Source organism: Pseudomonas sp. McL0111, from assembly GCF_052567255.1.
In genome coordinates this window covers 1,772,790-1,785,296 of record NZ_CP199585.1, presented here as the reverse complement: position 1 = coordinate 1,785,296, position 12,507 = coordinate 1,772,790, and the positions used below count along the sequence as shown (strand labels likewise).

At 60.6% G+C, this 12,507-nt stretch carries 8 protein-coding genes and 1 pseudogene; 4 read left to right on the top strand and 5 right to left on the bottom strand.

The features are described 5' to 3' along the window. The first annotated feature begins 56 nt into the window (after positions 1-56). Entirely contained in the window at positions 57-1,550 is a 1,494-nt protein-coding gene (locus ACTWLJ_RS08005; RefSeq protein ID WP_445180469.1) for a YifB family Mg chelatase-like AAA ATPase, read from the top strand. On the opposite strand, the gene ACTWLJ_RS08000 is transcribed toward ACTWLJ_RS08005, so the two are convergent. From ACTWLJ_RS08000 to ACTWLJ_RS07985, 4 genes and pseudogenes are all read right to left on the bottom strand, one after another. Beyond that, entirely contained in the window at positions 1,547-2,761 is a 1,215-nt protein-coding gene (locus ACTWLJ_RS08000; protein ID WP_445180468.1) for an aldose 1-epimerase family protein, read from the bottom strand. The genes ACTWLJ_RS08005 and ACTWLJ_RS08000 overlap by 4 nt on opposite strands. A gap of 220 nt (positions 2,762-2,981) precedes the next feature. Beyond that, positions 2,982-3,704, bottom strand: a complete 723-nt coding sequence (locus tag ACTWLJ_RS07995; RefSeq protein ID WP_445181338.1) for a methyl-accepting chemotaxis protein — start codon at positions 3,702-3,704, stop codon at positions 2,982-2,984. 132 nt (positions 3,705-3,836) lie between these two features. Continuing rightward, positions 3,837-4,958: pseudogene (locus ACTWLJ_RS07990) on the bottom strand (Cache 3/Cache 2 fusion domain-containing protein); the annotation flags it as partial. A gap of 190 nt (positions 4,959-5,148) precedes the next feature. Next, positions 5,149-6,069, bottom strand: a complete 921-nt coding sequence (locus ACTWLJ_RS07985) for a LysR substrate-binding domain-containing protein (protein ID WP_401212925.1) — start codon at positions 6,067-6,069, stop codon at positions 5,149-5,151. 159 nt (positions 6,070-6,228) lie between these two features. Here ACTWLJ_RS07985 and ACTWLJ_RS07980 point away from each other — a divergent pair, with 159 nt between their 5' ends. After that, complete coding sequence (locus tag ACTWLJ_RS07980; protein ID WP_445180467.1) at positions 6,229-7,623, top strand: NorM family multidrug efflux MATE transporter; 1,395 nt, start codon at positions 6,229-6,231, stop codon at positions 7,621-7,623. Positions 7,624-7,806: 183 nt separating this feature from the next. Here the strand turns inward: ACTWLJ_RS07980 and ACTWLJ_RS07975 are convergent, their stop codons facing one another. Further along, on the bottom strand, positions 7,807-9,480 hold the full coding sequence (locus ACTWLJ_RS07975) for a putative bifunctional diguanylate cyclase/phosphodiesterase (RefSeq protein ID WP_401212931.1): 1,674 nt from the start codon (positions 9,478-9,480) through the stop codon (positions 7,807-7,809). Between the two features lie 263 nt (positions 9,481-9,743). Here ACTWLJ_RS07975 and rep point away from each other — a divergent pair, with 263 nt between their 5' ends. After that, on the top strand, positions 9,744-11,753 hold the full coding sequence (rep, locus tag ACTWLJ_RS07970) for a DNA helicase Rep (protein WP_401212934.1): 2,010 nt from the start codon (positions 9,744-9,746) through the stop codon (positions 11,751-11,753). Between the two features lie 56 nt (positions 11,754-11,809). Continuing rightward, positions 11,810-12,382: a xanthine phosphoribosyltransferase gene (locus ACTWLJ_RS07965; protein ID WP_401212937.1), complete on the top strand. Its 573-nt coding sequence runs from the start codon at positions 11,810-11,812 to the stop codon at positions 12,380-12,382. Positions 12,383-12,507: the final 125 nt, after the last annotated feature.

Here is a 12,507-nt window from a genome sequence, read left to right as displayed (position 1 = left end):
GACTACCCTTCAAAAACCCGCAGGAAGCGGCCCCCGATTCAGCTCAAGGAACGACCATGTCCCTCTCCATCGTCCACAGCCGCGCCCAGATTGGCGTGGATGCTCCCGCTGTCACTGTCGAAGTCCATCTCGCCAACGGTCTGCCGTCGCTGACCATGGTCGGGCTACCCGAGGCGGCGGTGAAGGAGAGCAAGGACCGGGTGCGCAGCGCGATCATCAATTCCGGGCTGCAGTTTCCAGCGCGGCGGATCACCTTGAATCTGGCGCCGGCAGACTTGCCCAAGGATGGCGGGCGCTTTGATCTGGCGATTGCTTTGGGGATTCTGTCAGCGAGTGTGCAGGTGCCGTGTCTGACGCTGGATGATGTGGAATGCCTGGGCGAGCTGGCATTGTCCGGTGCGGTGCGAGCTGTGCGCGGGGTGTTGCCGGCAGCGTTGGCGGCGCGCAAGGCGGGTCGTGCGCTGGTGGTGCCGCGGGCGAATGCGGAGGAGGCTTGTCTGGCGTCGGGATTGAAAGTTTTTGCGGTGGATCATTTGCTGGAGGCGGTGGCGCATTTCAACGGGCATACGCCGGTTGCGCCGTACGTTTCGGACGGATTGATCCATGCCGCCAGACCCTATCCCGACCTTAACGAGGTTCAGGGGCAAATGGCCGCCAAACGAGCGCTGCTGATTGCCGCTGCGGGGGCGCACAATTTGCTGTTCAGCGGGCCGCCGGGGACAGGCAAGACGCTGCTGGCCAGTCGGCTGCCGGGATTGCTTCCACCGCTGTCGGAATGCGAAGCGCTGGAGGTGGCGGCGATTCAATCAGTCGCGAGCGGCGTGCCATTGACCCATTGGCCGCAACGCCCCTTTCGCCAGCCGCACCATTCCGCATCGGGTCCGGCGCTGGTCGGCGGCAGCTCGAAACCGCAACCCGGCGAGATCACCCTCGCCCATCACGGCGTACTCTTTCTGGATGAGCTGCCAGAGTTTGATCGCAAGGTGCTGGAGGTGCTGCGTGAGCCGCTGGAATCCGGGCATATCGTGATTTCACGCGCCAAGGATCGCGTGCGCTTTCCCGCTCGCTTTCAGTTGGTGGCAGCGATGAATCCATGCCCCTGTGGATATCTTGGCGAGCCCAGCGGCAAGTGCTCATGCACACCGGACATGGTGCAGCGCTATCGCAACAAGCTATCTGGGCCGCTACTGGATCGGATCGATCTGCACCTGACGGTCGCACGGGAGGCGACGGCGTTGAATCCAGAGGTGAAGCCGGGAGAGGACAGCGCCAGCGCAGCGGCCGTCGTGGCCGAAGCCCGCGAGCGTCAGCAGAAGCGTCAGGGCTGCGCCAATGCGTTTCTCGATCTGCCGGGGTTGAAGCGCCACTGCAAGTTATCCACAGTCGATGAGAAATGGCTGGAGTCGGCGTGTGAGCGGCTGACTCTGTCGCTGCGCTCGGCCCACCGCTTACTCAAAGTCGCCAGAACCCTGGCAGACCTTGAGCAAGTCGATGCAATCAAGCGTGAGCACTTGGCCGAAGCGCTGCAATACCGGCCGGCAACGCCTTAATGCTCGGTCAGATCCACCAATGGTGCCTGCCGCACTTCGGTGTCGCGCCCGGCCTGAATTTCGGTCACGCGCTTCAACGCGTTATCCACAGCGCCTTTGTCCACCAGCAGGCTGTAGCTGATCTGGAACTGTTGACTGGCCTTTGGCGCAATGGTCGGCACCAGATTCAATGGGCGCTGATAGCGGCGGTTGTAGGAAAAACTGGTGCCCGGCTCAAGGCCCGTGACATAGCCCTGACCTTGGGTATCGGTGTTTTTCCACAGGGAAAATACCGGCAGCTGCTGCGTATTGAAGCCAACAGAAACACCAAGACTGCCGGCCTTGTTATGCAAAACGGCCAGGGTTTCGCCTTTGGCGTCCGCATAAGGCACGACGTTGTAGACCGTTTCGTCGTAGTCCTTGGTCGGCCCGCGATAGGTCTGCCAATCCGCCAACTCGGCTTTGGCTTTGTCGTTGAAGGGCGAGACCTGTTTCACCGGCGCCACGAATCGCGCGCCCTGTTCGAGGAACGGCGTACTGAAGTTGCTGTGATACAGCGCCTGGTATTCCTTAGGATAATCGCCGTTGTTGGTCAGCGTATCGTTGAGGGCGAAACGGGCAGTGCCGGGCTCGGTGACCAGTTCAGTGACGACCGAGAAGTCGACTTTCTTGAACGCCTGCTCTTTCAGCTCGCCGCGCAGACTGATGGCGTAGGGAGGCTTTTCGTCGATGTGCAACGTGACGGTACTGGCCGGAATGTTGGCGGCGCGCCCGTGCAGGGTCAGCAACTCGCCATTGTCCATCCCGGGATGGCCGACCCATTCGTAACCGCAGCGGGCCACCAGTTCATTGAAGCCTTCCAGCCAACCCAGGCCACCGCGTCCGTTGAGTTCGATGAACGCCGGGTTGACCACATCCTTGACCGGCGAATCCCAGCCCATGCGCACGTTGCCGACAGAGGCTTGCAGGACATTCATGCCACGTGTCGGCACTACCGAGAGTTTCATCGTGCCGTTATCGATATCGACGATGCTGACCCCTTCCTGCCGTCCACCGTGCAAGGTACGCAGGCTTACGGAGAAGGGTTTGTCGGTTTTCACCCCGAGTTGTTCACTGGATATGCTCCAGTTTTGCGCGGGCTTGTTGGCATCGAGAAGGACGTAATCCCAAGCCATGGCATGGGAAGCAGCAGACAGTGCGCCGAGTGCAACGGCGAGTTTGAGCGGGGTCATGGCAGCAGCCTTTATTGGAGTTGTGCCATTTTTATAGCGCTGCGGAAACGATTCAGCAAGTATAGATGAGAGATGCAGAGGGTGATTTGCCACGGATCGGCGGCGTTGCGTTCGCGAGCAAGCTCGCTCTCACAGGGTTTTGGGTTGTTCACACAATTTTGTGAGCGACCCCGGAAACTGTGGGAGCGAGCTTGCTCGCGAAAGCTATATCAAGGCTGTATCAACGGAAGCGATCGACCTCGGAGCGCAGATCCGCCGCAAGCTTCTCCAGCTCTTTGGCAGTGACGGCGAGGTTCGATACCACCTCGCGCTGCTCACTGTTGGCCAGCGCAATACTCTGCAAGTTACTGCTCAACAAAGTCGCGGTGCTGCTCTGCTCCTGAGTCGCCGTGGTAATCGCTGCAAACTGCTGGCCCGCCGAACGGCTTTGCTCATCAATGCGCGCCAGCGCCGTGGCCACATTGGCGTTGCGCGACAGGCCTTCCTGCATCAGCAGATTGCCCTGCTCCATGGTGCTGATCGCGTTACCGGTTTCCTGTTGAATGCTCTGGATCATGCCGGAGATTTCATCGGTCGCCTGACGGGTGCGCGACGCCAGATTACGCACTTCGTCCGCCACTACCGCAAAGCCACGGCCCTGCTCACCGGCACGCGCTGCTTCGATGGCCGCGTTGAGCGCCAACAGGTTGGTTTGTTCGGCAATCGAGGTGATGACGCTGACGATGCCGCCGATTTCCTGCGAGCGCTGACCAAGGGTATTGATCACGGTGGCAGTGGTGTTCAACGCGCCTGCGATTTGCTCCAAAGACGAAGACGCTTCATCCATCGAGGTGCGGCCGATCTGCGTCTGCTGCGCATTTTCCTGGGCCAGACGCTGGGTCGCGCCCATGTTGTCGGCGATGTCCAGCGAAGTAGCGCTGAACTCTTCAACGGCACCGGCCATGCTGGTGATTTCGCCGGACTGCTGCTCCATGCCTTCGTACGCACCACCGGACAAACCGGACAGCGCCTGGGCACGGCTGTTGACCTCTTCCGAGGAACGGCGGATGTGCTCGACCATGGTCGACAGCGCCTGGCTCATCTGGTTGAACGCACGGGACAACTGACCGATTTCGTCGTTGCTCGACACGTTCAGACGCACGCTAAGATCACCGGCGCCCAAGGCTTCAGCCTGACGCACCAGATCGCTCAGCGGTGCCAGCTTGCTGCGCAACAACCAGACCACCGAACCGACCGCCAGCAACATCGCCAAGAGGCTGCCGATCGCCAGTTGCGTACCAACGCTCCAGGTCACCGCACGAATCTCGGCTTTCGGCATGCTCGCCACGACCGACCACGGCCCGCCGTCGAATGGTACGGCGATGCTGTAGAAGTCCTCGGATTTGTCACTCCAGAATTCGCCTTTGCCCGGGGTCTTCGCCAGACCATTGATCACCGGTACGGCTTGATCCAGTGCCTGCACACCCGCTGGTGGAACCAGCCATTTGTTCTGCTCATCCAGCAACGCCAGCGAACCGCTCTGGCCGATGCGGAAGCGCTTGAGGTTATCGAACTGGGCGTTCTGCGCATCGGTGTAATCGAAACCGACAAACAGCACTGCGATCACTTTGCCGCTGCCGTCGCGAACCGGGGTGTATTGGGTCATGTAGGAACGATCAAACAACAAGGCACGGCCGACATAGCCCTGCCCCGCCATCAACTTCGCGTACGCCGGGTGGGCGTGATCGAGCAACGTGCCGATGGCGCGGCTGCCGTCCTGCTTGGTCAGGGAGGTGCTGACCCGCACAAAGTCTTCGCCGCTGCGCACGAACAATGTAGCGACACCGGCGGTCATTTGCGTGAACTCGTCAACTTCCTTGAAGTTGTTGTTCAGCACTTCGCTGCCCAGGTGCAGGCCCGGCGTCTGAGTCCCGGCCACGGTCACAGGCTCCGACGGATGAATGCTCAAACCCGCGCTGAAGCGCTTCTCGAACAACCCGCTCAGGCGCTGGGTGCTCTCACGCAGCGTGCCGTGGAAGGTGCTCAGTTGGTCGGCCAACAGCCGCGCTTCACTGGCGAGGTGTTCTTCACGGGTGGCGAGGTTAGCGGTATCCAGCGAACGCAGGGCGAAAACCGTACTGCCGCTGATGACAATCGCCAGTATCACAGCGAGCGCGAGGCCCAGCTGCGAGGCGATCCGGGCGCGAGGTTGAGACATGAGAAGCTCCTGGCCGAGCCACCGGATCCTCCCTGATCGCAGCTATTGCTCGGAAATATTCTAATAATGGGGGGTGAATCGCGGATACCGGCACGACGGTTCCACTTGGACGTATTCGGCGGTAAAACTGAATACTTGAGTGTGTGGCAGGGGTATGGCTCAAGGCCTGCATTGTGGCCGCTCGAACGTTTCAGCTCAAGCGTGCGACCGCAGGCAGCGCCATGGCGCGGACTTCGCCTTGCAGGAAGTCGCTGAGCCGGCGCAAACGTTCACCTCCCGGACGGGTCTTTGGCCACACTAGGTAATAATTCAGTCCACTGGCGACGGCGGTTGGCCACGGCAGACTCAAGCGCCCTTGTGCGACATCTTCGGCGACCATCAACAGATCGCCCATCGACACGCCGTAACCGCGAGCCGCCGCGATCATCCCCAGTTCCAGCGTATCGAACACCTGCCCGCCCTTGAGCGATACCTGGTCAGACAGGCCCATGTGCTCCAGCCAACTGCGCCAATCGCGGCGATCCGGGGTCGGGTGCAGCAACTCGGTGCTGGCCAGTCGCGCCAAATCCCATGGCTGATCATTGAGCAGATTCGGCGCGCCCACCGGGATCAGCTCTTCGGGAAACAGCAGGCTGGCTTCCCAGTCCGGCGGGAAATGCCCGTCGCTCAGCAGCACCGCGCAATCGAACGGCTCATTGTTGAAATCCACCGAGTCGACATCCATCCACGCGCTGGTCAGTTGCACCTCGTTGCCTGGCTGCAAATGGCGGAAGCGGCTGAGCCGCGCCAGCAGCCAGCGCATGGTCAGGGTCGACGGGGCTTTCATGCGCAGGATGTCGTCTTCGGCGCGCAAGGTATTGCAGGCGCGTTCCAGCGCGGCGAAGCCGTCGCGGATACCGGGCAACAGCAAGCGCGCCGACTCGGTCAGTTGCAGATTGCGACCGCTGCGGTGAAACAACCGACAAGCAAAATGCTCCTCCAGCGTACGGATGTGCCGGCTGACAGCACTTTGAGTGATCGACAACTCTTCCGCCGCGCGAGTGAACGAGCTATGCCGTGCCGCTGCTTCGAATGCGCGCAGGGCATACAAGGGAGGAAGACGACGCGACATGCAGAAAGCTCCTGTAGCGGGACGAGGCCAACCTGGCCGAAAGTTCTCAGGATGAGTTTTAATCATGCCACCCATCCTTTTTATCCCTTTGTGCAACGCCTGCCAAGCGCCGAGAATCGACGGTCTCCTGTTCCCTCTGAAAATTGAGTGGTGATGACCATGCAGCATCCTGTGCGTACCGAACTCTGGGCCATCCTGCGGCTGGCGGGGCCGTTGATTGCCTCGCAGTTAGCGCACATGCTGATGGTGCTGACCGACACGTTGATGATGGCCCGTCTCAGCCCCGAGGCTTTGGCCGGCGGCGGTCTGGGCGCGGCGAGTTATTCGTTCGTGTCGATTTTCTGCATCGGCGTGATTGCCGCTGTTGGCACGTTGGTGGCGATTCGTCAGGGCGCCGGCGACATTGTCGGAGCCGCGCGCCTGACGCAGGCCGGATTGTGGCTGGCGTGGCTGATGGCGCTGGGCGCCGGATTGCTGCTGTGGAACCTCAAACCGGTGTTGCTGCTGTTCGGCCAGACCGAAACCAACGTCAACGCTGCCGGCCAGTTCCTGATCGCCCTGCCGTTCGCCCTGCCCGGCTACCTGAGCTTCATGGCCTTGCGTGGTTTCACCAGCGCGATTGGCCGGGCGACGCCAGTGATGGTCATCAGCCTCGGCGGCACGGTGGCCAATTTCCTGCTCAATTACGCGCTGATCACCGGCATGTTCGGCCTGCCGAAAATGGGTCTGACCGGCATCGGGCTGGTTACGGCGATAGTTGCCAACTGCATGGCGCTGGCATTGGCGTGGCATATCCGTCGGCATCCGGCGTATGACGCCTATCCGTTACGCGCAGGCCTGTCGCGGCCCAATCGCCAGTACCTCAAAGAACTCTGGCGCCTCGGCCTGCCGATTGGCGGCACCTATGCAGTGGAAGTTGGTTTGTTCGCGTTTGCGGCGCTGTGCATGGGCACCATGGGCAGCACGCAGTTGGGTGCGCACCAGATTGCCCTGCAAATCGTCTCGGTCGCGTTCATGGTGCCGGCGGGTATGTCGTATGCGATCACCATGCGCATCGGTCAGCATTACGGCGCCGGGCAGTTGCTGGATGCGCGGATGTCCGGGCGGGTCGGGATCGTCTTCGGCGCAGTGGTGATGCTCGGTTTTGCCATGGTGTTCTGGTTGCTGCCGAATCAGTTGGTTGGTCTGTTCCTCGATCACAACGATCCGGCGTTTGCCGAGGTGATCAGGCTGGCGGTGAGTCTGCTGGCGGTGGCGGCGTGGTTTGAGCTGTTCGATGGCACGCAGACCATTGCCATGGGCTGCATTCGCGGACTCAAGGATGCGAAGACCACCTTCCTGGTCGGGCTCGCTTGCTATTGGCTGATCGGCGCACCAGCGGCGTGGTGGATGGCGTTCCATCTGCATTGGGGGCCGACGGGCGTCTGGTGGGGTCTGGCGCTGGGGCTGGCGTGCGCGGCGGTGAGCCTGACGCTGGCGTTTGAATGGAAAATGAAGAGGATGATTCTTCGAGAACCACAATCTCAAGGCTTCAACATCCCTCAGCCTGAGTGAAACTTCCTTGTGGGAGCAAGCCTTTGTGGCGAGGGGATTTATCCCCGTTCGGCTGCGAAGCAGTCGTAAAACCATAGAACCGGGTGTAACTGATACACCGCGATCCCAGGTTTTGGGGCGGCTTCGCCACCCAACGGGGATAAATCCCCTCACCACAAAAGCAGTCCCACATTGATTTGGCGATCAACCGACGATTTCGAGGGCTGGCTGCTGGCTGGAACCGAACGTCAGATACTCGACCAGCTCCGCCAACGGCAACGGCCGGCTGATCAGATAACCCTGCACCTGATCGCAACCAAATCCACGCAACAGATCCAGTTGCTCCGGCGTCTCCACCCCTTCAGCAACCACTTCCAGATGCAGGTTGTGCGCAAGGTTGATCATCGCGTGCACCAGTTTGCGGTTCTCTTCGCGTTGTTCCATGCCGCCGACAAAGCTCTTGTCGATCTTCAGCAAAGTGATCGGCAGACTGTTGAGGTGCACGAACGACGAGAACCCGGTGCCGAAGTCATCCAGCGAGAAACGCACGCCGAGGCGACCAAGAGCGTCCATGGTCTGCTTGACCAGATCGCTGCGGCGCATCACCGCGGTTTCCGTCAGTTCGAACTCCAGCCATTGCGCCTCGACGCCGCGTTCGGCAATCAAACGGCTGAGGGTCGGCAGCAACTGGCTGTCCTGAAACTGGCGAAACGACAGGTTGATCGCCATGTGCAACGCCGGCAGCCCACGCTCGCGCAGCGCCTGCATGTCGCGCAGGGCCCGGGAAATCACCCAGTAACCCAGCGGCACAATCAAACCGCTCTGCTCGGCCAGCGGCACGAATTCGCTCGGCGGCAGCAAACCGCGCTCACCGTGACGCCAGCGCACCAGCGCTTCGAGGCCGACGATCTGGCCGTCCTCAAGGTTCAGGCGTGGCTGGTAATGCAGCTCCAGTTCATCGCGACGCAGAGCCCGGCGCAACTCGCTTTCCAGGTCGGCCATGCTCCGCGCATTGCGGTTGATGCGTTCGTTGAAAATATGAAAAGTGCAGCCCTGAGTGCTTTTCGCCTGCTGCATGGCGATGTGCGCGTGCCACATCAGCGGATCGGCGCCAGCCTGCGCACGGGCATGGGCGATACCGAGGCTGGAGCCGATCAGCAGACTTTCGCCATCGACCCAATACGGTTCGGACAAGGCTTCGGTGATGCGCTCGGCCATCCACTCGGCGCGCTGCGGCGCACGGCGGGTGTCGATCAGCAGGGCGAATTCGTCGCTGCCCAGGCGTGCCAGTTGATCGCCGGCCTCAAGCTGGCTTTTCAGGCGGGCGACGACTTGCAGGATCAGCCGATCACCGGCCTGATGGCCGAGGGCATCGTTGGCATGCCGGAAGTTGTCGAGATCGAGATGACCCAGCGCCAGACCGCGACCGTCGTTTTCCGCGAGGCGCGCCGTCAACAGCGTCTGGAAGCCCTGACGGTTGGCGATGCCGGTCAACGGATCCTGTTCGGCCAGGCGTTGCAGGGTGTTTTCCAGCACGCCGCGTTCGCGCACATGACGCAGGCAACGGCGAAGCATGCCGGGGTCGAGTGCGTCGAACACCAGCCAGTCGCTGACACCGTCCGGCGCAGTGGCCGGCTCGTGCTCCAGCAGCAACACGGTCGGCAGGCTGCAACGCCCGGGCGCTGGCTGCAAGGCGGGAATGGTCAACAACACCGCGTGGCGGTTGTCTTCGAACAAACTGCTGACCGACTCCCAGCTCGGCGCGCTGATCAGCACTGCCGCGCTCCCCATCGGAGCCAGACACTCACGCAATAACGCTGTCCACGCTGGCTCTTCGGCCAGTAGCAGCAAACGCAAGGGTTCGACAGGCGTAGACAAGCTAGCTCCCTAGACTCTGCAATGATGTGGGCGGCGGGCATTATGCCGTTGTGCTGAGCAATGACCAAATGACAACGGTTATCAAAACGTTATTTTGTGTCACGAATGAGAACATTAGTCGCAAAATCACCGCGCATCCTGCGTGAAAGTAACAAAACCGGCAAATATGAATCGCGTGGTACGTCACAAGTCGGAGAGACCAGCATAAATCGCTGAGCCTGTTAAAATGCCGGCCCATTTCGTCAACGACTCCCGAATTTCGTATGTCCCGACTCAATCCCCGGCAGCAAGAAGCCGTGAACTACGTCGGCGGCCCTCTATTGGTGCTCGCCGGTGCTGGCTCCGGCAAGACCAGCGTGATCACTCGCAAGATCGCGCACCTGATCCAGAACTGCGGCATCCGCGCCCAGTACATCGTCGCCATGACCTTTACCAACAAGGCCGCGCGCGAGATGAAGGAACGGGTCGGCACCCTGCTGCGTGCCGGCGAAGGTCGTGGCCTGACGGTCTGCACCTTCCACAACCTGGGTCTGAACATCATCCGCAAGGAACACGCGCGGCTGGGCTACAAACCGGGCTTCTCGATTTTCGACGAGACCGACGTCAAAGCCCTGATGACCGACATCATGCAGAAGGAATACTCGGGCGAAGACGGCGTCGACGAAATCAAGAACATGATCGGCTCCTGGAAAAACGATCTGATCCTGCCGCCCGAAGCCCTGGAAAACGCGCGCAACCCCAAGGAACAGACCGCCGCTATCGTCTACACCCACTATCAGCGCACGCTCAAGGCGTTCAACGCGGTGGACTTCGACGACCTGATCCTGCAACCGGTGAAGCTGTTCGAAGCCCACGCCGACATTCTCGAAAAGTGGCAGAACAAGGTTCGCTATCTGCTCGTCGACGAATACCAGGACACCAACGCCAGCCAATACCTGCTGGTGAAAATGCTCATCGGCAAGCGCAACCAGTTCACCGTGGTAGGCGACGACGACCAGTCGATCTACGCCTGGCGCGGGGCGCGGCCGGAAAACCTGATGCTGCTCAAGGACGATTACCCGTCGTTGAAAGTGGTGATGCTCGAGCAGAACTACCGCTCCACCAGCCGCATCCTGCGTTGCGCCAACGTGCTGATCTCGAACAACCCGCACGAATTCGAAAAACAGCTGTGGAGTGAGATGGGCCACGGCGACGAGATCCGCGTGATCCGCTGCCGCAACGAGGACGCCGAAGCCGAGCGCGTGGCCATGGAAATCCTCAGCCTGCACTTGCGCACCGACCGCCCTTACAGCGATTTCGCGATCCTCTATCGCGGTAACTATCAGGCCAAGCTGATCGAGCTGAAATTGCAGCACCATCAGGTGCCGTATCGCTTGAGCGGCGGCAACAGCTTCTTCGGGCGACAGGAAGTGAAGGATCTGATGGCCTACTTCCGGCTGATCGTGAACCCGGACGACGACAACGCCTTCCTGCGGGTGATCAACGTGCCGCGCCGGGAAATCGGCTCGACCACGCTGGAAAAACTCGGCAACTATGCGACCGAGCGCAAGATTTCGATGTACGCCGCCACCGACGAAATCGGTCTGGGCGAACATCTGGACAACCGCTTCACCGATCGCCTGTCGCGCTTCAAGCGCTTCATGGACAAGGTGCGTGAGCAGTGCGCCGGCGAAGATCCGATCTCGGCGCTGCGCAGCATGGTCATGGACATCGACTACGAAAACTGGCTGCGCACCAACAGTTCCAGCGACAAGGCTGCGGACTACCGGATGAGCAACGTCTGGTTCCTGATCGAGGCGTTGAAAAATACCCTCGAGAAAGACGAAGAAGGCGAAATGACCGTCGAGGACGCCATCGGCAAACTGGTCCTGCGCGACATGCTCGAGCGTCAGCAGGAAGAGGAAGATGGCGCCGAAGGCGTGCAGATGATGACGCTGCATGCGTCCAAGGGTCTGGAATTCCCATACGTGTTCATCATGGGCATGGAAGAGGAAATCCTCCCGCACCGTTCCAGCATCGAAGCCGACACCATCGAGGAGGAACGTCGTCTGGCTTACGTGGGCATCACCCGCGCCCGTCAGACCCTGGCGTTCACCTTCGCCGCCAAGCGCAAGCAGTACGGCGAGATCATCGATTGCGCGCCAAGCCGCTTCCTCGATGAGCTGCCGCCGGACGATCTGGCCTGGGAAGGCAACGACGACACACCTACCGAAGTCAAAGCCGTGCGGGGCAATAGCGCATTGGCTGATATACGCGCGATGTTAAAGCGCTAGAATTGACCACTTTTTTACAAGCCTAGGGCGCACAAGCGCCATCAGAGGACAGCTTCATGGAAGCATTGCACCAGAAAATCCGCGAACAAGGCATCGTGCTTTCCGACCAGGTCCTGAAGGTCGACGCCTTCCTGAACCACCAGATCGACCCGGCCCTGATGAAGCTGATCGGCGACGAATTCGCCACGCTGTTCAAGGATTCGGGGATCACCAAGATCGTCACCATCGAAGCCTCGGGCATCGCCCCGGCGATCATGACCGGTCTGAACCTCGGCGTGCCGGTGATCTTCGCCCGCAAGCAACAGTCCCTGACCCTGACTGAAAACCTGCTGTCGGCGACCGTTTACTCGTTCACCAAAAAGACCGAAAGCACCGTCGCCATTTCCCCGCGTCACCTGACCAGCAGCGACCGCGTGCTGATCATCGACGACTTCCTGGCCAACGGTAAGGCGTCGCAAGCGCTGATCTCGATCATCAAACAGGCTGGCGCAACCGTTGCCGGTCTGGGCATCGTGATCGAGAAGTCGTTTCAGGGCGGCCGTGCGGAGCTGGATTCTCAGGGTTATCGCGTTGAATCGCTGGCACGCGTGAAGTCGCTGGCGGGCGGCGTAGTAACCTTCATCGAATAAAGCCAGCTAAACCGCATTACCCCTGTGGGAGCTAGCCTGCTAGCGATGGCAACGTGTCAGTCAAAATTTAAATGACTGACAGACCGCCATCGCTAGCAGGCTAGCTCCCACAGTTGGTTTTGTGT